The following is a 20873-nucleotide window of genomic DNA, read 5'->3' as shown; positions in this document are numbered from 1 at the left end:
GCCGTTGCCGCGAGTTCCCGGGAACGAGGAGGAAAGAAGTGACGGATCCAGGCACGGACCCCATCCGGGACGCACACCAGTCATCGGGGGAGGACGGGTTGGGGAAGCGGGTCGACCGCTTCGTCCGCACCCGGGTGATCCCCCGGGAGGCGGTGCTGGACGGGGGCGGACCCGCGGCGGCCGAAGCGTTCGCCGAACTGCGCGGCCGGGCCAGGGAAGAGGGCCTGTGGGCGCTGCCGCTCCCGGTGGAACTGGGCGGCGGCGGGCTGGGGTTCCCGGCCTACGCCGCACTGGCCGAGGCGGAGGGGGCCAGTGACCACGGCCCGGCCGCCCTGGGATCCGCACCCCTGCTCGACGTGACGATGCTGGCACGGCACGGGAGCAGCGCGGTCCGCGAGGCGTACCTGAAGGCGCTGGTCGCCGGGGAGATGCGGGCCTGCTACGCCATGACCGAGCCGGACGTCCCGGGTACCGACCCCCTCGGCACCGGCACCCGGGCCGAGCGCGGGCCGGACGGGAGCTGGCTCGTCACGGGCCGCAAGTGGTTCACCTCCGGCGCCGCGGGCGCGGACCTGGTGACGGTCATGGCACGCACCGGCGGAAGCGCCGGCGACCGCGAGGGGCTGTCGCTGCTGCTCGTGCCGACCGCGACGCCCGGGTTCCGTGTCGTGCGCGAACTCCCCGTGTTCGGTACGGGCGGCCAGTACGAGATCGCACTCGACCGGGTCCGCGTCCCGGCCGACCACCTCCTCGGCGAGCCCGGGGACGCCCTGGCCATCGCCGGTGAGCGGCTCCAGCTGGGCCGCACGCTGCGCTGCCTGCGCTGGCTCGGCCAGGCCCGGCGCGCCTTCGACCTCATGTGCGAGCGGGCCGCCACCCGTAGCGGGTCCCGCGGGCCCCTCGCCGACCAGCAGCTGATCCAGAGTCATGTCTTCGACGCCCTGCTCGCCCTGCGCACCACCCGGCCCCTGGTGCACGAGGCCGTGGCACTGATCGCCGCCGGGCGGGACGCGCGTACGGAGGTGGGCCTCGCCAAGGTCGCCACCGCCCGGATGCTCCAGCACGTGGCGGACTCCGCCATCCAGGTGCACGGCGCCGCGGGACTCGGCCCGGACACCCCGCTGCCCGGCCTCCTGCGCACCGGCCGCGCGGCCCGCATCCTCGACGGCCCGGACGAACTGCACATCACCTCGGTGGCCCGCCGCGTCCTGCGCGGCTACGCCGGGGACGGCCTCGCCCCGGAGGCTTAGGACCCTCGCGGAGAATGCGGTGGGAACCATCAGAGGGAGCGAGACCGTGGCGGACTGCCGCGGGAACCCCGGCCGGGATGACGCCTGCGGACCGGCCGGGGAGTGACGCCGCTGGTCCGCCGGCCCGTTGTCGGAGGGGCCTGGCAGCATCGGTGTCATGACCTTCATCCGTACCACTCCGCCACGGCCGGTCGACGTCGCGGCGATTTTCCCCGAACTTGCGCCGCTGGCACGTCCGGCAACCCGGTTGCACCCCCGCCCCGGGGTGCCGACGCCGCAGGACAGCTCGGTCGGGGGGCCGTTGCTGTGGCCCGCCGACGAGCCGTGGCCGCACTGCGACGCCGAGCACGAGCAGGGCGGCCAGTCGCTGGCCGCGGTGCGGGTGGAACAGAGCAGGCGGGCGAGAGAGGCGGCGCACCCGGAGGGGACTCCCGGCGTCTTCGGGTACACGCCGCAGGAGCGGGCGGTCCTGGAGCGGATCGACTGGGACGCCGAGCCGTCCGACGGCCCGGTCCCGCTGCTGCCCGTGGCCCAGTTGTACGTGCGTGACGTGCCCGTGCTGCGCCCGCCCGGTCAGGCCGATCTGCTCCAGGTGCTGTGGTGTCCCTTCGACCACCCGGAGATGTACATGCCCAGGACCGCCGTGTTCTGGCGGTCCGCGGCCTCCGTCACCGACATCCTCACCTCACCCCCGGAACCGCTCGACGTGGAGCAGGAGGAGTACGTGCCCGAGCCGTGCGTGCTCGCGCCGGAGCAGATCACCGAGTACCCCAACTCCCTTGAGCTGAGCAAGGAGCTGCGGGAGCAGCTGGAAGACTGGCGCAGGTGGGAGGCGGCCGATGCCGGTCTGGACAGCTCCTGGGCGGCCTATCCGGAGTCCTTCTACCGCAGCAATCTCTCGATCGCCCCGGGCTGGAAGGCCGGCGGCTGGCCCCAGTGGGGCTACACCGACCCCTCCCCCCGGCAGTGCCCCGCCTGCGACACCGCGATGGAACCGCTGCTGAGCATCAGCACCTTCGAATGGGACAACGGCACCCGCAGCTGGATCCCGTACGAGGACCGGGCCGCCGAGTTCTCCGACGACGACCGCCACCGCGCCATGTGGCGACCGACCGGGGTCCAGATAGGCAGCGGCTACCGACAGGAGCTGTACGTCTGCCCCGCGGCGCCGGAGCACCCCCACATCGAACTGATGCAGTAGCCGGCCGGGGGCCCGTTCAGAGGTGTCCGGCCGCTGAACCGGGTCGAGGTGGCCCCAGGGACTGTGGAACGATGACAGCATGCGCCTGACAGCTGACGGGACCACGCCGACCTCACGGTTGGTGCTGGTGAAGGACCTGGAGACCGACGACGGTCATGCCTTCGAGCTGGCCCGCCCGCTCTTCCTGGCCGCCGGTGACCGCATCTCCTTCGACCGCGCCGGGCTCGTCGTCCTGCGAGCGGACGGACAGCGGTCGTCGCCGGCCGGTTCCTGGTCCACGCGTTGCGGGCCCGGAGCGCGGCGCCTTCAGCGGGATCCGCGTCCGTGACTCCTGGTTCCCGGCCCGGGCCGTCTGCTTCGGCCCGGCAGGTTCCGGAGGAGACGGCTCAGACGCGGGTGATGTCGACGATCCCGTGCAGGGCGGCGAGGCCGAGCGCGAGGAAGAAGTCGCCCCAGACGAGCTCGTGCCGGACGGCCAGCTCCTTCCCGGCGTCGTAGCAGCCGTCCAGCAGCATCCCGGGCGGGCGTCCGGAGGCCGGGCCGCTGAGGTGGTGCTCCGCGAGGCGGCGCAGGACCGCTTCGGCCCGGTACGCGTACCCGGCCGACCGGGGGCCGGGTACACGGGCGAGTTTCAGCAGGGCGACCGCGGTGATCGCGGCGGCCGAGGTGTCGAGCGGCCCGTCCGGCCGGGCGGCGTCGGCTGCCGGAACGAGCCCGCCCGCCGCGAACTCGGCTTCCGGAAGCAGGAGTTCGGCCACCTCGGCGAGCCGGGACGGCCACCCGGGCATCACCAGCTCCGGGCGCAGCAGGGCGTCGGCCACCGCCAGCAGCAGCCAGGCCCGGCCCCGGCTCCAGCCCGGCGGCGGGTCCGCGCAGGGCTGCCAGCCCGCGACCGCGTCGAAGCGCAGGGCGGGGCGCAGAGCGAGGTCCCGGTCCCGGCGCACGCCGAGACAGAGATCGAGGTGGCGGTGGAGGTGGGCGACCGCCGCGGCCGCGCCCTGCGGTCCGGCCCCGGCCAGCAGGGGCACCGTCCCCGGCACCCCGTCCACGCGGGCCAGCATGCGGGGCCCGCCGAGCGCGTCTCCCCAGGGCACGAGCCCGAGTTCGCGGTCGTAGGCCGACAGCACGGCCCGGGCCCCGTGGTCCTGGAGCTCTGCGGCCGCCTCGTGGTCCCCGGCCGGAGCGGTCCCGTACCAGAGGATCAGGCCGCGGGTGGCGGTGTCGGCGCCCGCCCAGGGTGCGAGCCGGGCGGTGCACTCGGCGGCGGCGCGGCGGTCGGCCGCGGCGCCGGTGTACCGGGCCCGCAGCCAGAGCAGCCCGGCCCAGAACCCGCCGGTCCAGGAGCCGCGGCCGGTGGTCGTCCACCGTCCGTCGTCCGGCTCCGCGTAGAGCGGGAAGCGGGGGCCGACCGCCTCGGCGGTGACCGCCACCCGTGCCATGACGGAGGCGAGGGCGGGGCCCGGCCCGGTGGCGCCTGCGCTCATGCCGCGTCCCCGCGCCGGTCCCGTACGGCCCACAGGAACGCGACGGCGCCCGCCGCCGCGAACTCCGCCGCCACCAGCAGCCAGCCCGGCCCGTACCGTCCGCTCTGCGCGAGCAGTCCGAACAGGGGCGGTCCCACCGCGAATCCGCCGAAGAACCCGGCCGCGACCAGCGCCGAGTCCTGACCGGCGCGCCCGGGGGCGGCCCGCTGCATGACCAGCACCATCGAGACGGCGTTGCCGGAGACGGCGAAGACGCCGACGGCGATCGCACCGGCCCACACCAGCGGCCCCGCCGCCAGAGCGCCCGCCAGCAGGACCGCCGCGGCCAGCGCCCCGCAGGCCAGCCAGCCCGGGAGCCACTCGGCCCGACCGGGCCGGGCGGCCTTCGACCATCCGACGCGGCCCGCGATCCCCGCCACGCCCAGTACGGCGACCAGTGCGGCCGCCGTCGTCGGGCCCATGCCCAGGCGCTGCGCGCCGAACAGGGCGAGGTAGGTGTTGACCGAGGCGATGCCGGCACCGAGGAACAGCGAGAAGACGGCGAGCCAGGCCACCATCCCCCGCGGTACGAGCGGCGTCCGGGTCCCCGCGGGCGGCGCCGCGGGATCGGCGGGCAGGACGCGCAGGGCCCACACCCCGGCGAGCAGGGCGGCGCCGGCCCCGGTCCAGACCGCACCCCGCCAGCCGATGCCGCCCGCGAGCAGGGCGAGCGGCAGTCCGGCGGCGAAGGCGCCGAGCTGGACCCCGGACTGCTTGAGCCCGGTCACCGCGCCCCGCCGCTCGGCCGGGACGGCGCGCAGCACGGCCTTGTTGGTCGCCGGGTTGGCCAGCGCCTGGGGTACGCCGCCCAGTGCGACGGCGCCGAGCAGCAGGCCGGCGCCGGGAGCGGCGCCGATCAGGGCGAGGGCGCCCGCGGAGACGAGCAGCAGGATCACCAGTGAGCGCCGGGGGCCGATCCGGTCCACGATCCGGCCGCCCGCCGGGGACAGCACGGCGGCGGTCCCGAAGCCGATCGTGGTCGTCAGCCCCAGTACGGCCGGGGAGACGTCCAGTTCGGTCACCAGGCGCGGGCCGAGCGCGCCGAGGAGGAACAGCTGGAGCATCGAGAACGCCATGGCGCACGTCAGCAGCACGGTCAACTGCCGCCCCGGTGCACGGTCCTTGTCCGCCGGCGCCGTGATCGCCGGGCCCCCCGCCGTCCCCTCCCCCGTGCCCTCCGCCGTCACGAAGTCTCCCTTCCCAGGACGTTGAACTCTCCGACCGAGCGGGTAGGCAGTCGGTTGGAGCGGCGGGCAGGTTCCCCCGCTCCGCTGTGCCCTGCACCACACGAGGCGGGCGTACCGGTCATGACCGGCCGGGACGCGGGAACTTGTCCGGAAGTGCGCACCCTGATGTGCGGCTCGGGAGGCCGGTGCAAGGATGAGCCCTTCATGAACCCGGTCCGCTGTTTACGCGCCCTACGGGCTGCGATGTTCGCAGCCCTCTGCGTGCTGCTCGCTGCGACCGGACACCTGCTCATGTCGGGTGTGGCGGTGCCCTGGTGGGCCCTATCCGTCGCGTTCCCCGGCACGGCGGCGACCGCTTGGGCGCTCGCGGGCCGCGAACGCGGCCTGTTCGCCGTGACGGCGGCCGCCGTCGCCGTCCAGACGGTGCTGCACGCCGGTTTTTCCATGGCCCAGTCCCTTGCCGGGGCGGCCACGCCGTCCGGATCCGGGCGGATGCCGCTGATGTCCTCGATGGCGGCGATGCCATCGATGGCGGGGATGCCGCGGCCGTCCGGCGCCGGAACGCCGGAAGCCGGTGCTCATCTGCACCACGCCATGCACGGCACGGCCGACGTCGCGTCCGCCATGACCACCGCGACCGGTGGGCCGCTGCCCGGTGGTGTGCACGAGGCGGCCGCCATGTCTCCGGTCGGCATGACCGCGGCGCACCTGCTGGCCGCCGTGCTGTGCGGGCTGTGGCTCGCCCACGGCGAGCGGGCCGCCTTCCGGGTGGTGCGCGCGGTCGCCGGACGCCTCTGGATTCCGCTGCGCCTGCTGCTCCGTACGACGGTGCCGGCGCACCGGCCGCCCATCCGGATCCGGCGCCGGCGCCGGCACCGCGCGCCGCGCCGGCTGTTCCTCGTCCACGCCATCACCTCACGGGGCCCGCCGGCGGGAACCGCTGTCCTCTGACAGCTGGTTCCCCGAGCCGCGTCCGCGACCTCTCTCGCACCGCACGCCGCGCCTCGGGCCTCGGTCGTGCCCTCCGGCAGGCCGCACCCCTCACCGGCCCCGACGTTCGTGGCGCCGGACTCCCTTTGCCCGTAAGGACCTTGTGGCGATGACTGCTGCCCTGACGACCCCTTCCCGTACCGCCGGCGACCGGCCGGCCCGGCGCACCCCCGACTCGGACGCGGCGGTGACCCGGCTGGCGCTGGACGCCCGCGACGGCGATCCCGTGAAGACCGACCGGTTCGTGCGCGCGCTCCACCGCGACGTCTGGCGCTACGTCGCCTACCTCAGCGCCGACACCCAGGCGGCCGACGACCTCACCCAGGACGTCTTCCTCCGCGCGCTGGCGAGCCTGCACCGGTTCGAGGGCCGTTCCTCCGCGCGCACCTGGCTGCTGTCCATAGCCCGCCGCACGGTCGTGGACAGCCTGCGCCACGCGGCCGCCCGACCCAGACTCTCGGACCGCTGCGACTGGCAGACGGCCGCCGAGCAGACCCAGCCGTACGACGTGCCGGGCTTCGAGGACGGCATCGCCCTGGCGGAACTGCTCGCTCTGATCCCGTCCGAGCGCCGGGAGGCCCTGGTCCTGACCCAGTTGCTGGGTCTGTCCTACGCCGAGGCGGCCACGGCCGCCGGCTGCCCGATCGGTACGGTCCGCTCCCGTGTCGCCCGTGCCCGTACTTCTCTGATCGCCCTCCTGACGGACACCCGCACGGCCGAGCCGGCACCGGAGCCCCCGGCGCCGCGGCAGGACCGGACCGGAGAGCGGATGCTCACGGCGGCAGCGGCGCTCGCCTGATCCTGCGGCCGGACCGGCGGGAGGGCTGCGGGCGGCGTGTGCGCCCCGGCTCTCCCGCGTCGGACCTCCGTATCGCCGCCGTCGCCGGGCGGCACGGGGACGGACGGCTTCCGTACCGGCTCCGCGCGTACGGGGCCCGGCACCGGCGATGCCCCTTACGCGCGGTGGTACGGCGAGCGGCCGCAGGGCAGTGCGGCGGCACGGCACCGGCTCCGCCCGGCCGAGCTGCCCGGAGTGGGCCCGACCGTGCGAGCGGCGGTCTGGCCTTCGACCGCCTCGTGGCGGCCTCTGACGCCCGGTGCGGGCCCGTACCGGGCCGGCGGCACGCGGGCAGGGCCGTACGGCACTTGGGCATGACGGGGTACGGCGGCACCGCTCGGCCGAACGTCCGGGCGCGCCGCAAGATATCAGCCTTCCGCGAGGACGCCAGGATGTTTGTCCGATGGTGATGTCCTACGACCTCGTCGCCGTGCCCGGCACTAGCGTCCCGTCACACCCCGGGAATGCGGGTGCGCTCCGCACACTTCGTGCGGCCCCTCCTGCCCCGCCACCCCCTCCCGGCCCTTGGAGCGAGGAGGCACAGTGCCGTCATTGCGGCGGAGATCCATCAGCAGTTTGTCGGTGGCCACGCGATACACGATCGGAAGCGGCCTGGTCATCACCGCCCTTGCCCTCACCTTGATCGCGCTTCTGATCCCCGTGGACAGTTTCGGCAGTCGGCCCGCCGCCGCCGTGGCGGGGCCGGCTGCGGGCGACGACGACGGCGGCGGAACGTTGAGCACGGCCTACGGGCCGCTGACCGCCGCGGACCGGGACTTCGTCCGCAAGGTCCGGCTCGCCGGACTCTGGGAGCTGCCCGCGGGCCGCCAGGCCCAGCAACGCGGGTCGAAGCCCGCGATCAAGACGGCCGGCCAGCACCTGATCGACGGTCACACCGAGCTGGACCGACAGGTCATCCAGGTCGGCCAGGCCCTCGGTGTCGATCTGCCCAACCAGCCCTCCGCACAGCAGCAGGACTGGCTGGGCCAGATGAACCGCGCACGCGGAGAGGAATACGAGCGGCTGTTCGTGCAGCTGCTGCGCGCGGCGCACGGAAAGGTGTTCGCCCTGCTGGCCGGAATTCGGGCACAGACCAAGAACTCGATGGTCCGGGCCCTCGCCACGTCCGCCAACACCACGGTCCTGGACCACATCACGGTCCTCGAAGACACCGGCCTCGTCGACTTCGACGCGCTTTCCAACAATGCCCAACCGACGAAGTGAAGTGATCGCATGAGTAAAAAGGGCCACAAACGCTCACGGGTGTCGAACAAGGTCCTAGGCGTGGTCTCCGCGCTCGTCCTGGGCGGCGGCGGGGTCGCCGTCATCGCCGGGAACGCGTCCGCCGGTCAGAACGACCGGGCGATACAGACGATCGACTGCCCCGACGTGGGAGAGAAACTCACCGCGGTCCCCGAACAGGCCAAACCCGAGGTCGACGCGAACCTCGCCAAACTGGACGACCAGGTGGCCGACGCGTACAAGAAGCTCGCGGCCGGCCAGGCGAAGGGCAAGGCCCTCCTCGGCGACCTGAAGCAGAAGCGCGACCAGACCATCAAGGGCATGAGCGACGCGATGGGCCGGGCGGGCCAGGCTCCCGCGGACATCAAGTCGTTGAGCACGTGCACGATGAAGGACGCACCCGCCGCGGAGGCGGCCGACGCCAAGGTGGACGCCGCGAGCAAGGGCGAGCAGGGTGCGGCCGCCCAGGCAGCCGCACAGAAGGGCGGTCCGTCGAAGAACGACTTCGTCAACATCACCAAGGTCAAGCCGAACGTCCGCAATCCCCAGCAGGCGGGGAACGCCTCGCGGGGCTCCTTCACCTCGCAGTGCGGCCGCAACGAGAACGGCCACTTCAACCCCGACAACGTGATCGTCGCCCCCGGCGTCTCCAACGGCGCCCACCACATGCACGACTACGTCGGCAACCTGACCGCCGACGCCTTCTCCACGAACGGCAGCCTCGCCGCGTCCGGCACCACCTGCACCAACGGGGACCAGTCCACGTACTACTGGCCCGTGCTGCGGTTGCGCGACGGCAAGGTGGAGAAGGACGCGAAGGCCCCCGGCGGCGGCCAGGACGGCAACGTCGGCACCATCCTCAAGCCGAAGCAGGTGTCGCTCACCTTCAAGGGCAGCCCCGCCGGCAAGGTCACGGCGATGCCCCGCTTCATGCGTGTCATCACCGGTGACGCCAAGGCCTTCACCAACGGCAACGCCAACGCCAACGCCTCGTGGAGCTGCACGGGATTCGAGAACCGTCAGCTGAAGGACAAGTACCCGGTCTGCCCGAAGGGCAGTGACGTGGTGCGCACCTTCAACTTCCAGAGCTGCTTTGACGGCAAGAACGTCGACAGCGCCAACCACCGCACGCACGTGGCCTTCGCGGACAAGAACGGCCGCTGCCCGAACGGCTTCAAGGCCATGCCGCAGCTGGTGATGCGCCTCACCTACGGGGTGGCACCGGGTGCCCGGTTCGCCGTGGACAGCTTCCCCGAGCAGCTCCACAAGCCGGTGACCGACCACGGCGACTTCATCAACGTGATGTCGAACGGCCTGATGAACAAGGCCGTGAACTGCATCAACAACGGACAGAACTGCCGCTGACCCCCGCAGCGGGGGCTCTCCCTCCGCTCCCGGGCCGGACGCCCCTCACCCCCCCCACCCCGGCGTCCGGCCCGGGAAGGTGTGGGCCCGAAGCCGACTTCGGGCCCACACCGTACGTATGTGTACGCCGCCGCCGAGTCCCGGCGGCGTACGCATGACCCGAGACCGGCCGGACGGCGTGCCCCACGGCACGCCGCCGGCCGCACGGCGTCTCCCCCGGCCCGTCCCCCGACGTAGCCCACGGCACACCGCACGGCACGGCGCCCGTACCCGGGACGCACCGCACGACGCAGGGCCCGTACCCGGGACGCACCGCACGACGCAGCGCCCGTACCCACGGCCCACGGCACGGCGCCCGTACCCACGGCGGCCCACCGCACCACACGGCCCCGTCCCCACGGCGTACCGCACGACGCAGCGCCCGGCCTCGCGGCGCGGACAGGACACGACGCTCCCGTGACAGACGCATCCACACGAAGCAGCCCGGCCCGGCCCCGTGATACGGGGCCGGGCCGGGCTGTTCGAGGCTCAGAGGCCGTTGACGCGAGCCATGCGTCCGACGACGACGGGGGTGAAGTCGGCCTGGATCACGCGGGCGGCCCTGCGGCCCACCCGGGAGTGCTGGCGCCGGACCTGGGCCATCAGCCGGCGGCTGCGCAGAGCCATCTCCAGCTCGAAGCGGGTACGGGGGTCCCGCAGGCCGGTTCCGAAGAGCTTCTCCAGCTGACGCATGCGGTAGCGAACGGTCTGCGGGTGCACGCTGAGCGCCTTGGCGGCCTCGGGGGCGCCGCCGCCCTCCAGCCAGGCGAGCAGTGTCACCTCCAGCCGCTCGCTCTGGCGGGGGGTCAGGTCGGCCAGCGGACGCAGCCACCGGGCGGCCAGCGCGTGGGCCAGGGGCTCGTCCTGAAGGAGCAGCAGGGTCGAGAGGTGGTCGTCCACGAAGACGGGCCTGGTCTCCACACCGGGACGAGCCGGCGTCAGCGCGGCCAGGCGCAGGGCCCAGCGCAGCGAGGAGGCCGTGTCGCGGAGCGGTACGGCGTGGCCCACGGCCGCGAACCGGCCGCGCAGCAGGTGTTCCAGCGGGGCGCGGTTGTCCGGTTCGGGACTGGCGACGAGCAGGCAGGGACGGCCCGCGAACATGCCGACGAGGCAGTGGTCCAGTACGGCGGCGAGTTGCTGGGTCTCACCCGGCGTGGCGGGCACGATGGCCCGGACGGCGAGCGGGAGGGGCCAGCCGGCCGCCTCCGCGAGCTCGCTGAGGGACATCTCGGATGCGTCCCTGTCGTCGGTGAGGGTCTTGAAGAGGTCGTGCCGCGCGCGATCGATCTCGCGGACGGCCTCGTGCCGGGCCTCGTGCCGGGCCTCGCCCAGACCTTCGTTGCGGACCTCGCGGAGGCGGCCCCCGCGGAGGCCTTGGTTGCGGGCCGCGTCGCGAAGGCCTTCGTGCCGGCCCTCGTGCGTGACCTCGCACTCGCCCCTGGCCGCGAGTCCGACCTCGATCCCGTGCTCGACCTTGCTGTCGAACTGGCTCTCGGTCTTGACCTGGTTTTCGATCTTGTCCTCGCTCTCGGCCGGTTCATCGTGCTCCGGTGCTTGTTCCCGGGGCTGTTCCTGGTAGCCGAGGACGGTGAGGAGAGCCTCTTCCACCCGCTGCCGGAACAACTCGTCATCAATGGCATCGTTGTCATCGATAAGTGCGGAAAATTCCGGAATTCCATGCAGAAGCTCCTCCACTATCTCGGCGGCCAGCGAAGGCAGTTCCTTACGCAGGACGCGCGTCCACTCGCCACGCGGGCGGGACCAGATGCGGTTCAGAAGTTCACACATCGTTTTCCTCGTTCGTGCCGGGGTGAGGCTTGTCAGGGGGAAGAGCGACAAGCCCGCCGAGGTTGCCCCTCACGCCAACATCCGTGTCTGGCGCGGGTTTTGCGGCCCTCGTACTCCCTCCTGGAGAGGTCCGACCACTTACGGTCCCGTTGTTTTGCCGTGTCTTTACCGTCGGGGACGCGTAGATGACGGTCAGTGCGGTGGCCTGTCGCAACCCCCGCTGGAGGGGAATCTTCCGGTGTTGTTCGATGCGTCGGAGACGCGGTGCGAGAAATTATCACGTTTCGATAAATCCTGTGGAGCTGCTGTGCAGCTCCACGATGCTGCTGCACTCCGGCCCCAAGTTCCCTCGGCCGGCGCGGAGTTTCACAGCGCTGCCGGGTACGACGACAACGACCCCCGGGTACCGAGCGCCAGGTGGAGTGCTCGTATGCCCAGGCGCACAGGAGACCTGGATGCCCCTGCCCCAGCCTCAAATGCCCAGCTCACACAGGGCCCGCCGCAAGAACCGCCATGCCTCGGCAGCGGCTGCGGCGACCGGAAGGAGGGCCGTCCGACGGCCTTCCCTCCTCCCCAAGGACGGCAGGCTGAGCCGCGGCGTGCTCTGTGCCGTCGGCGCGGCCATCGTGCTCGTCGCCGTGGCTGCCCGCGCGGGCGCCTTCACCCAACTATGGGCCTTCCTCGATTTCGGAGCGGGCGTGCTCTCGCTCGTCTCGCTCACCGCCACCGTCCTATGGGGACTGGCCGCGACGGACCGGGTCGTCCTCGGTTCGGGACACCGGCTGCTCGCCCAGGGCGCGCACCGCGGCCTCGCCGTGTCAGGGCTCCTCTTCCTCGCCCTGCACATCTGGATCAAGGTCGCGGGACAGCGGACGACCGCGGCTTCCGCGGCCGTGCCGTTCACGGATGCCACCCGGCCCGTCCTGGTCGGGCTCGGCAGTCTGGCCGGATACCTCTTCATTGCGGTGGCCATCTCCGGCGCGGTGCGCAGCGTGTTCAACACCAGGAGCGGCTCGGCGTGGTGGCGGGTCCTGCACTTCGCCGCCTATCCGGCCTGGGGCGCTTCACTGGTGCACGGCCTGAAGTCGGGCCGCGCGGCCGCCCCCTGGGTCACGTCCGCGTACGCGCTGGCCCTGCTCGGCATCGTGGGTGTGCTCGCGTTCCGGGTCAGGAGCCGGATGCAGGAAGCGGCCGTCTTCGTGCCGCCCGTCCCGCAGCCCGTGGCGCCGGCACCCGTCAAGGGCGGCGTGCCCCGACAGAGGCGCGGCTCACGCCCTGCAGCGGCAGCCGTGACCGCGAACCAGGCCCAACCGCCCCAACCGGACCGACCGGCCTTGAGCAACCGTCCGCCCTTGAGCAACGAACCTCCGCGCACCGCCGTCTACGCGCCGAGCCGCGCCCGCGCAACCGCTGACGCCGAGACGCTCATCAGCCGGGACCAGTGGCTGTGAGCGGTGAGCCGCGCCCCAGCCTCGGCTGCGTGGGCGCTCCCCGGCTGCTGGCCGGGCTCGACCAGGCCGCGCGGCTCGACCGCGTGGCCCATCTGACGACACACGGCCAAATGCCCCGCTACCGGCCGGAGGAGCTCGTCGACCTCGCCGAGAACATCGACCTCCGCGGTCGCGGCGGCGCGGGCTTCCCATTCGCCAAGAAACTGCGCTCCGTGATGCGGTCGGCCCGCGCCGGGGACGGACAGACCGCCGTCGTCGTCAACGGCAGCGAGGGCGAGCCGAGTTGCCTCAAGGACACCGCGCTGCTGCTGCACACCCCCCATCTGGTGCTCGACGGGGCCCTGCTGGCCGCCGCCGCGCTGAACTCCGAGGACGTCGTGGTGGGCGTCACCCGGAGGGACGTGGAGCAGTCACTGCGGGAGGCCGTCGCGGAACGCGGCCCGGCAGGACGCCGGGTGCAGGTCACGCTGCTCCCCGAGCGCTTCGTGACCGGCGAGAGCACGGCGCACGTGAACGGCCTCAACGGCGGGCCGACGCTGCCGTCCGGCCAGAAGGTGCGCACCAGCGACCGGGGCCTGAACGGCGTGCCCACCCTGTTCTCCAACACCGAGACGTTCGCCCAGCTGGCCGTCGCCGCCCGGCTCGGCGCGCTGGACTTCCGTGCGACCGGCCTGCCCAGCGAGCCGGGCACCATCATGCTGACGGTCGCGGGCAACACGGTCGTCGAGACGCCGAGCGGAGCCGCGCTCTCCTACATCCTGGAACTGTGCGGCACCGATCCGGGCCAGGGCGTCCTGGTCGGCGGGTTCCACGGCAAATGGCTCACTCCGGCGAACGCACGTGCGGCCGAGATATCGCGCGAGTCCCTCGACCGGCTCGGCGCACGGCTGGGGGCGGGGGCGGTGATGCCGCTGCCCATGGACACCTGCCCGGCCGGCGAAGTGGCACGCGTGACCCGTTGGTTGGCCAAGGAGTCGGCCGGCCAGTGCGGCCCGTGCGTACGCGGGCTGCCCGCCATCGCCGACGTACTGGACGAGGCCATCCGGGGCGGGGGCAAACCCGCCCTGGAGATGCTGGAGCTCCGGATGAAGGCGGTGCTCAAACGCGGCGCGTGCAGCCATCCGGACGGCACCTCGAACTTCGTCGCCTCGGCGCTCAGGACCTTCCCGGACGAGTTCCGCGACCATGCGCTCGGCAGCGGCTGCGGCAGACGGGTGCTGGGCGCCCTTCCGCTGTACGAGGACGACGACGAGAACCCGGAGCGGCTCCTGGTCGACTGGACCCTCTGCAGGGGCCACGGGCTGTGCGTGGACGTCCTGCCCGACGTGGTCCGCCTGGACCTGGACGGCTTCCCCGCGGAGGCGTCCATGGCCGTACCCCGCGCACAGCGTCAGAAGGCGCTGCGCGCCGTGCGCCGCTGCCCGGCCCTGGCGCTGCGCATCCAGGACTGAACCAATACCCCGGGTTCAATGTTGGCGCGATCTGACAAATTCCCGGGGATATTCGCTTCCGCCGCTCCCGGCCCCGTATCAATTACCGGGGGCAAGGAAACGCGGAACCGAATCTGAAGGAGAGATCGTGAAGATTAAGCGTCGTGAGATATTCGCCGGGTCAGCGGTCGCAGTACTGATGATGACAACAGCCGCATGCGGAAGCTCCGACAATTACGGGGGAAAGGCACCCGCGGTCCAGCCGGTGGGCGACAGCAAACAGGTCGGATCCGGCTACGGAGACCCCTACGGAAGCGGTGCCGGAAGCGGTTCGGGAGCCGCCCCGGCGGGCGCCGCGGGCAAGTCGGCCGGCCAGCTGAAGGTGACCGAGGTCCAGGGCCTGGGACCCGGGGTCACCGACAGCGAGGGCTTCACGCTCTACCGGTTCGACAAGGACACCCCGAAGCCGCCCAAGTCCAACTGCGAAGGGGACTGCGCCGCGGTCTGGCCCGCGGTGGCGGCCGACGACGCCTCGGTCAGCGAGGGGATCGACGAGGCCCTCCTCGGCTCCGTCGACCGGGCCGACGGCACCAAGCAGCTCACGCTGGCCGGTTGGCCCGTCTACCGCTACGCCAAGGACGCCAAGGCCGGCGACGCGCTCGGCGAGGGAGTCGGCGGCACCTGGCACGTACTGGGCCCGGGCGGAAAGCCGGCCGGAGCGAGCAAGGGAGCCGGGGCCGGAGCGGAGAAGGAGAAGGAGGAGAAGGCGGACACCGCGGCGAAGGGCGGCGAGCTCACCGCCGTACAGAACCCCCAGCTGGGGACCCTCGTCGAGGACGGGGAGGGCAAGACGCTCTACCGGTTCGACAAGGACAGCGCCTGGCCGATGAAGATCGGCTGCGTGGACGCCTGCACCGACACCTGGAAGCCTGCCAAGCCGGTCGACAAGGAAAAGGTAAACGGAATCGCTCCCGAACTGATTGGAAAGGTGAAGCGCCCCGACGGCAGCGAGCAATTGACGATCGACTGCTGGCCCGTTTACACCTTCACCGGTGACAAGGAACCCGGGGACACCACCGGGCACAACAACAAGGGCCTCTGGTTCGCCATCACCGACAAGGGCAAGAAGGCGAAGGTCGTCGGCTAGCCCCTGTCCGCGGCCCGCGGATCCGCCCCTGAAACGCGTGGTGCCCGGGTACCTCCCCGCCCGGGCGCCACGGCTCCTCCCCGATCAGCCAGAGAGGTCACCATGGCGTCCACCGACCGCCGCACCCGCCGGATCCGGCGGATCCGCCCGTCGCTTCCGGCCGTCGCGGCCGTGTGTGCCGCCGCGCTGCTGTGCGGGGGCTGCTCCTCGAAGGCGGCGGCACAGCACACCTCGGCCGCGGCCCCGGCGACCGCGGCGGCGGCGCCCGGGACCACCCTCGAACAGATCGCCACGGCTATCGGCTGTACCGCCGAAGTGAACGTGGAGGTCGAGGAGTTGCGCCAGGGCGGGTGTCAGGCCGGGCAAGTCGTCTACCGCATGGTCACCTTCACCGCCGAGCAGGGACTGCGCTCCTGGCTGACCGAGGCCCGGATGTACGGCGGCCTCTATCTGGTGGGCGACCGCTGGGTCGTCACCGCGCCCACGGAGGCAGCCCTGACCACACTGCGCGGGCGTCTCGGCGGCTCCCTGGAGACCGGCGACACGCACGGCGACGCACACGGTGGAACGCCCGGCGCGACTCCTGACGAGACCCCCGGTGCGGCACAGGGCGGCGAACACGAGGGCGGGCACGAGGCCGGGCACGACGGCGGGCAGGGTGGCGGCCACTGAGGCGAGGCCACTCCTGCACACGCCGCAGTCGGCCCCCGGAGCACGACCGGGGGCCGACTGCGGCGTGTCGGCCACGTGTCCTGTTGTCGGCTCGTCCGCGAGGAGCACAGGCACGGACCTTCCGGATGATTCGCCCCGGCGCCGGGTGCAACAAGGTGGACGCGTAAGCGACTTCACCGAAAGGAACGGCTCAGTGCGCCTGAAACGCTTCGCACCGCTGCTCGCCGCCGCCGGTCTCATCGCGACCACCGTGCCCCTGCTGTCCGCGACCCAGGCGTCCGCCGCCCCGGCCGCGGACCACCTCCGGCAGAAACCCGCCTGGCACCGCTGCAGCCCCGAGCAGCCGGCCTCGTACGAGTGCGCGACGCTCAAGGTCCCGCTCGACTACCGGCGTCCCGACGGGCGCACCATCGACCTCGCCATATCCCGGGTCAAGAGCACGAACCCGGCCAAGCGGCACGGCGCCATGCTGCTGAACCCCGGGGGCCCGGGCGGTCCCGGCCTCGACCTGCCGCTGCTGGTGGGCGAGGCGATGCCGAAGGACGTACGGGAGAGCTACGACCTCATCGGTTTCGACCCGCGCGGGGTGGGCGCCAGCAGCCCGATCACCTGCGGACTGACCGACGCCGAGCAGAACTTCGACCGCGCCTACCGTCCGGAGAGCTACGGCTCCGACGTGGCCTGGGCGCGTACCGTCGCCGACAAGTGCCGCGAGAAGGCCGGTTCGGTGCTTCCCCACATCACCACCCGCAACACGGCCCGGGACATGGACACGATCCGCGCGGTCCTCGGCGAGCGCAAACTCTCCTACCTGGGCTACTCCTACGGGACCTACCTCGGCGCGGTCTACTCGCAGATGTTCCCGGACCGCACGGACCGGTTCGTGCTCGACAGCGGCGTGGACCCGCAGCGGATCTGGCGCGGCATGATCCAGGTCTGGGCCACCGAGGCCGAACCCGCCTTCGCGCGGTGGACGCAGTGGGCGGCGCAGCGGTCGGCGGAGTACGAGCTGGGCGACACCCCGAAGGCCGTGTCCGACACCTTCTGGGCGCTGGTGGCACGCGCCGACAAGGAACCCATCGACTTCGAGGGCATGAAGGTCGACGGGGACATGATCCGCTCCGCGCGCGGGGTGTTCTTCTACCCCGCGCAGGCCACCCCGCTGGTCGCGGCCCTGAAGGCCGCGGCCGAGGGCGGGCCGCTGCCCGCAGGCGTGACGGTGACGCAGCTGAAGCGGCAGCTGACGGGCGGCGCGGCGGCCGAGCCCGCCTCGGACAACGGCACGGCCGTGTTCTGGGCGGTGGCGTGCGGGGACACCGGCAGCTGGCCCCGCTACACCGAGCAGTACGAGCGCGACGCGGTGAAGGACAAGGCCAGGTACCCGCTGTACGGGGACTTCGCGTCCAACATCAAGCCGTGCGCCTTCTGGGACCGGCCGGTCGAGGCGGCCACGCCCATGCACAAGAGGGCGAACGTGCTGACGGTGCAGAACGAGTGGGACTCCCAGACCCCGCTGGTGAGCGGCCAGGGCCTGCACAAGGCCCTCAAGGGCTCGCGGATGGTGCTGGCGGCGGGCGGTGAGGGCCACGGCGTGTACCTCTTCGACCCCACCTCCTGCGCCAACGCCCCGGTGAGCGCGTACCTCGTCACCGGCAAGCTGCCCGCCCAGGACGTGACCTGCCAGAACCCGCCGGCCTCTGCCGAGCGGCGCGAATCGGCGGCGCCCGAGAAGAGGCTGCCGCTGCCGTCCGCCCCCGGTCGGTTCTGACACCGGCCGGGCCCGCGCTCCAGGGCACGGCCCCGCGTGGCACCACGCGTTGACCTGCGGAACCCGCACCAGGCCCGACGGGCCCGGTCGGGTTCCGCAGCCGTGCTTGCGGGAGGGGACGAGCCGGCAAGGTCGGGGCGCTCAGGCAGGGAGGGCTGCCTCGGCGGCGGCCTTGATGCGGCGGCCGAAGTCGGGGGCGTCCTTGCGGGCCGCGCCGACCGCGAGGCCGACGAGCAGTTTGCCGAGGCCGTGGCCTTCCAGGGTGTTGAAGATGCGGACCCGGGTGCGGCCGCCGGGGAGGGGTTCGAGGTCGTAGCCGCCCTCTGCCGTGACGAGGTTGCGGCTCTGCTCCGTCCAGCGGATCAGGTGAGGGGGCTCCAGGCCGACGATGCGGAACTCGCGGCCGGTCTTCATCCCGGCGTCCTTGACCGTGCTCCGGAAGACCGTGCCGAGGGCCGTGGGGCCGTCCGGGGTCTTGGCGATCTCCTGGACGCGCGGGCTGAACTCGGGGTCGTGCCGCCCGTCGGCGAGGTAGGCGAACACCGCCTCCACCGGTCGGTCGATCTCGACGCTCGCCTCGAACTGTCCGGACATGTGGGCTCCTCGGTGCGGCTGCCTGTGATCCACCATCCCAGACCTCCGTCCTACGCGCGCGCCGGCGGCCCGGCGGCGGGCTCCTGCTCCCGGGCGGATGGCCCGGCCGCCGCGCCACCCGCGCGGCTGCCGCGCAGCGGGGTCAGCAGCCCGCCGCCGAGGACCAGCAGGCACAGCGCCCCGCCCGCCAGGCTGACCGCCGGGACTCCGTGGCGGGCAGCCAGCAGTGTGAGCACGGCCGCGCCCACCGGGCCCGAGGCGTTGTGCACGGTCCAGAAGGCGGAGGTGACCCGGCCGAGCAGGTGGTCCGGTGTCACCTCCTGGCGCAGGGTCATGGTGCAGATCCCGCCCAGGGTGATGCCGAACATGAAGACGGCCGCCAGTGCGGCGATCACCGGCACGCTGCGGCTGACGCCCGTCACCGTCACCCCGACCGCGATCATCCCGATCGAGGCGAGCCAGCACGTGCCGAAGCCGAGGACCCGGCGCAGCCGCCCCGCGCTCAGGGCCCCGGCGACGGATCCGGCCCCGCTGACGGCGATCACGTAGCCGAGGGTGGCCGCGTCCCGGCCGAGGTCGTGCTGGACCCGGTAGATCAGCAGGTCGGTGGCGCCCATGGTGACGAAGGTCAGCAGGGTGAGCTGGATGGTGAGCGGGCGCAGCAGCGGGTGGCCCCACAGGAAGCGGAAGCCGACCACGAACATCTCGCGGAGCACCCCGGACCCGGCGTCGGCGCCGGCGCTGTCCGCGGTCTCGTTCCCCGCCCCGTCGGCCGCGGTGTCCGCCGCCGCTGCCGCTGCCGCCGGGCGCGCCGTGAACCTCACCCACCCCAGGCTCGCGGCGGAGACGAGGAAGGTCGCGCCGTCCAGGGCCAGGGCCCAGTCCGCGCCGACCCCGGCCGTCAGGAAACCGGCCACCACCGGCCCGAGCAGGCTCCCGAGGGCGAAGGTGCCCATCAGCCGCCCGTTGGCGGCGGTGAGGTCCTGCGTGCGCACGAGGTTGGGGACGGCCGTCACGTACGCGACGTCGAACAGCGTCTTCAGTACGGCGGCGAGCGCGGTCAACAGGTAGAGCAGCCAGATCTGCGGCCCGGCGGCCCACCAGACCAGCGGGACCGCCCCGAGCAGCACCGCCCGCGCCAGATCGCAGACGATCATGAGCCGGCGGCGGTCCACCCGGTCCACCACGTAGCCGGCGAAGATCCCCGTGCCGATGGCGGTGGCACCGGATACGACCGTGACCAGGCCCATCTGGACGATGGATCCGGTGGCGTCGAGGACGAGCAGCGGAAGCGCGAGCATCGAGACGGACCCGCCGAGCACGGACAGGGCCTGGCCGAGCCAGAAGACGGTGAAGTCCTTGTTCCGCCGCAGCGGCGGCCTCGGTCCGTAGGTTCCGGATTCCCCCGGATGGGCCGCTGCGATGATCCCGCTCCCCCGTGCCGCGCGTCCGCCGTCTTGGTCGGTCGACGGGTGCGAGCGTAGGCGAGCCGCTCCCGCGCCCGCCAACGCGTTTTCGCCCGCCCGCTGCCCCGCCGCTCGGGTACGGGGCTGTCGGCTACCGGGTCTCCGTCGATACGGGCTTGAGGAAGAAGAGGCAGGATTTCGCGTCGAACTCGCCCACCTCGGCGACGAAGCGGAATCTGTCGCCCGCGCGGACGCCGGCGGGAACGTCCTGGCCGGTCAGCTTCAGCTGCTGGGTGTTGACGTCCTGGTATGTGAAGGCCGGACCGGTGCCCGTCTTCGGTCCCTCGTCGCCCGGGCCCAGGAGGAAGTCGTAGCGGGTGGCGGCGTCACCGTGGTGCGCCATGTGCACGATCGAGCCGTCGAACGCGACCGTCCTGCCCTTGTGCTTGGCCGCGAACGCCCGGTTCACGTCGTCGCAGGAGTCGGCCGTCTTCAGCAGCGCCGCGAACTCCGGGTCGTTCTGCGGCGTGATCACCTCGGCGGTGGCCGCCGCGGCCGCGTCCGGGGCGGGGATGGCGGAGGGCTGCCCGCTCACGGAGGGCTGCCCGCTCGCGGCGGCCGCCGCCGGCTTGTCCGACGTGTCCTTCTTCCCGCCTCCGTCTTCAAGTGCCACACCCAGGCCGATGACGCCGGCCAGGAGCACGAGGACCCCTGCCGCGACACCGATGGGGAGCCGCGGCAGGGGCTTCTTCGGCCGACGGAAATCGAGGGCGGTGCGCAGCATGCCCTGGGTCTGTCCGACGGGCTCCCAGCCGTCCTTCCGCATCTTCGAGATCACCGGGCCTTCGACGCCCCGAACGGCCTGCATGGTCTTGTACTCGTACGTGATCTCGTCGGCCATGCGCCCCTGCGCCCCCCTGGATGAACTGTTCACACCAACTGGCACGCGAGCATAGGGGACCGCGCGGGAAGGCGGCCGACC

18 protein-coding genes are annotated in these 20873 nt (G+C 72.7%); 12 read left to right on the top strand and 6 right to left on the bottom strand.

Annotated elements, in window-relative coordinates:
- The first annotated feature begins 98 nt into the window (after nt 1-98).
- The 3 genes from DEJ51_RS29025 to DEJ51_RS29015 all read left to right on the top strand — a co-directional run bounded on the left by DEJ51_RS29025 (nt 99) and on the right by DEJ51_RS29015 (nt 2779).
- Nucleotides 99-1250 carry an acyl-CoA dehydrogenase family protein gene (locus DEJ51_RS29025; RefSeq protein ID WP_223836013.1) on the top strand — a complete coding sequence of 384 codons (1152 nt, stop codon included), beginning with the start codon at nt 99-101 and terminating at the stop codon, nt 1248-1250.
- Between the two features lie 157 nt (nt 1251-1407).
- A complete protein-coding gene (locus DEJ51_RS29020; RefSeq protein WP_150260514.1) occupies nt 1408-2451 on the top strand; it encodes a hypothetical protein in 1044 nt (347 codons plus the stop codon).
- A 79-nt stretch (nt 2452-2530) separates the two neighbouring features.
- Nucleotides 2531-2779, top strand: coding sequence for a hypothetical protein (locus tag DEJ51_RS29015; RefSeq protein WP_150260513.1), 249 nt, complete (start codon nt 2531-2533; stop codon nt 2777-2779).
- Between the two features lie 58 nt (nt 2780-2837).
- Here DEJ51_RS29015 and DEJ51_RS29010 read toward each other — a convergent pair whose 3' ends face one another.
- Together DEJ51_RS29010 and DEJ51_RS29005 are read right to left on the bottom strand one after the other, a co-directional pair.
- Complete coding sequence (locus tag DEJ51_RS29010; protein ID WP_150260512.1) at nt 2838-3935, bottom strand: sugar ABC transporter permease; 1098 nt, start codon at nt 3933-3935, stop codon at nt 2838-2840.
- The gene (locus DEJ51_RS29005) at nt 3932-5050 is read right to left on the bottom strand and encodes an MFS transporter (RefSeq protein WP_150262223.1); all 1119 of its coding nucleotides are present in this window, start codon (nt 5048-5050) and stop codon (nt 3932-3934) included. The genes DEJ51_RS29010 and DEJ51_RS29005 overlap by 4 nt, the downstream gene beginning before the upstream one ends.
- 354 nt (nt 5051-5404) lie before the next feature.
- On the opposite strand from DEJ51_RS29005, the gene DEJ51_RS29000 reads away from it, so the two are divergent.
- The 4 genes from DEJ51_RS29000 to DEJ51_RS28985 all read left to right on the top strand — a co-directional run bounded on the left by DEJ51_RS29000 (nt 5405) and on the right by DEJ51_RS28985 (nt 9596).
- On the top strand, nt 5405-6112 hold the full coding sequence (locus DEJ51_RS29000) for a hypothetical protein (RefSeq protein WP_223836012.1): 708 nt from the start codon (nt 5405-5407) through the stop codon (nt 6110-6112).
- Between the two features lie 148 nt (nt 6113-6260).
- On the top strand, nt 6261-6950 hold the full coding sequence (locus DEJ51_RS28995) for a sigma-70 family RNA polymerase sigma factor (RefSeq protein WP_150260510.1): 690 nt from the start codon (nt 6261-6263) through the stop codon (nt 6948-6950).
- 621 nt (nt 6951-7571) lie between these two features.
- Nucleotides 7572-8213 (top strand): DUF4142 domain-containing protein, encoded by a 642-nt coding sequence (locus DEJ51_RS28990; RefSeq protein WP_223836011.1) that lies wholly within the window; start codon nt 7572-7574, stop codon nt 8211-8213.
- Nucleotides 8214-8222: 9 nt separating this feature from the next.
- Nucleotides 8223-9596 carry a DUF1996 domain-containing protein gene (locus DEJ51_RS28985; RefSeq protein ID WP_150260508.1) on the top strand — a complete coding sequence of 458 codons (1374 nt, stop codon included), beginning with the start codon at nt 8223-8225 and terminating at the stop codon, nt 9594-9596.
- A 528-nt stretch (nt 9597-10124) separates the two neighbouring features.
- Here DEJ51_RS28985 and DEJ51_RS28980 read toward each other — a convergent pair.
- The gene (locus tag DEJ51_RS28980) at nt 10125-11243 is read right to left on the bottom strand and encodes a PucR family transcriptional regulator (RefSeq protein ID WP_223836010.1); all 1119 of its coding nucleotides are present in this window, start codon (nt 11241-11243) and stop codon (nt 10125-10127) included.
- A 779-nt stretch (nt 11244-12022) separates the two neighbouring features.
- On the opposite strand from DEJ51_RS28980, the gene DEJ51_RS28975 reads away from it, so the two are divergent.
- The 5 genes from DEJ51_RS28975 to DEJ51_RS28955 all read left to right on the top strand — a co-directional run bounded on the left by DEJ51_RS28975 (nt 12023) and on the right by DEJ51_RS28955 (nt 17891).
- A complete protein-coding gene (locus DEJ51_RS28975) occupies nt 12023-12874 on the top strand; it encodes a hypothetical protein (protein WP_190620719.1) in 852 nt (283 codons plus the stop codon).
- Nucleotides 12871-14325: an NADH-quinone oxidoreductase subunit NuoF family protein gene (locus DEJ51_RS28970; RefSeq protein ID WP_150260507.1), complete on the top strand. Its 1455-nt coding sequence runs from the start codon at nt 12871-12873 to the stop codon at nt 14323-14325. Before DEJ51_RS28975 ends, DEJ51_RS28970 begins: the two co-directional genes overlap by 4 nt.
- Nucleotides 14326-14452: 127 nt before the next feature.
- A complete protein-coding gene (locus DEJ51_RS28965; RefSeq protein ID WP_263411719.1) occupies nt 14453-15451 on the top strand; it encodes an SCO0930 family lipoprotein in 999 nt (332 codons plus the stop codon).
- Between the two features lie 102 nt (nt 15452-15553).
- Nucleotides 15554-16123, top strand: a complete 570-nt coding sequence (locus DEJ51_RS28960; protein WP_150260506.1) for a hypothetical protein — start codon at nt 15554-15556, stop codon at nt 16121-16123.
- 193 nt (nt 16124-16316) lie between these two features.
- Nucleotides 16317-17891: an alpha/beta hydrolase gene (locus tag DEJ51_RS28955; protein WP_150260505.1), complete on the top strand. Its 1575-nt coding sequence runs from the start codon at nt 16317-16319 to the stop codon at nt 17889-17891.
- Between the two features lie 141 nt (nt 17892-18032).
- Here DEJ51_RS28955 and DEJ51_RS28950 read toward each other — a convergent pair whose 3' ends face one another.
- Genes DEJ51_RS28950 through DEJ51_RS28940 form a run of 3 tightly spaced genes read right to left on the bottom strand, consistent with a single transcriptional unit; the run spans nt 18033 to nt 20792 of the window.
- Nucleotides 18033-18485 (bottom strand): SRPBCC family protein, encoded by a 453-nt coding sequence (locus tag DEJ51_RS28950; RefSeq protein ID WP_150260504.1) that lies wholly within the window; start codon nt 18483-18485, stop codon nt 18033-18035.
- 50 nt (nt 18486-18535) lie between these two features.
- Complete coding sequence (locus DEJ51_RS28945; RefSeq protein ID WP_411757361.1) at nt 18536-19993, bottom strand: MFS transporter; 1458 nt, start codon at nt 19991-19993, stop codon at nt 18536-18538.
- Nucleotides 19994-20042: 49 nt separating this feature from the next.
- A complete protein-coding gene (locus DEJ51_RS28940) occupies nt 20043-20792 on the bottom strand; it encodes a DUF4839 domain-containing protein (protein ID WP_150260503.1) in 750 nt (249 codons plus the stop codon).
- Between the last annotated feature and the right edge of the window lie 81 nt (nt 20793-20873).

Source organism: Streptomyces venezuelae, assembly GCF_008642275.1.
Classification (GTDB): Bacteria; Actinomycetota; Actinomycetes; order Streptomycetales; family Streptomycetaceae; genus Streptomyces; species Streptomyces venezuelae_E.
This window is presented reverse-complemented; position numbering and strand designations above follow the sequence as displayed.

Bases quoted from the DNA above. Each gene is read 5' to 3' on its own strand.
- DEJ51_RS29020 (WP_150260514.1), top strand. From the start codon at position 1,408: ATGACCTTCATCCGTACCACTCCGCCACGGCCGGTCGACGTCGCGGCG.
- DEJ51_RS29015 (WP_150260513.1), top strand. From the start codon at position 2,531: ATGCGCCTGACAGCTGACGGGACCACGCCGACCTCACGGTTGGTGCTG.
- DEJ51_RS29010 (WP_150260512.1), bottom strand. From the start codon at position 3,935: ATGAGCGCAGGCGCCACCGGGCCGGGCCCCGCCCTCGCCTCCGTCATG.
- DEJ51_RS29005 (WP_150262223.1), bottom strand. From the start codon at position 5,050: ATGGCGTTCTCGATGCTCCAGCTGTTCCTCCTCGGCGCGCTCGGCCCG.
- DEJ51_RS29000 (WP_223836012.1), top strand. From the start codon at position 5,405: ATGTTCGCAGCCCTCTGCGTGCTGCTCGCTGCGACCGGACACCTGCTC.
- DEJ51_RS28995 (WP_150260510.1), top strand. From the start codon at position 6,261: ATGACTGCTGCCCTGACGACCCCTTCCCGTACCGCCGGCGACCGGCCG.
- DEJ51_RS28985 (WP_150260508.1), top strand. From the start codon at position 8,223: ATGAGTAAAAAGGGCCACAAACGCTCACGGGTGTCGAACAAGGTCCTA.
- DEJ51_RS28960 (WP_150260506.1), top strand. From the start codon at position 15,554: ATGGCGTCCACCGACCGCCGCACCCGCCGGATCCGGCGGATCCGCCCG.
- DEJ51_RS28950 (WP_150260504.1), bottom strand. From the start codon at position 18,485: ATGTCCGGACAGTTCGAGGCGAGCGTCGAGATCGACCGACCGGTGGAG.
- DEJ51_RS28940 (WP_150260503.1), bottom strand. From the start codon at position 20,792: ATGGCCGACGAGATCACGTACGAGTACAAGACCATGCAGGCCGTTCGG.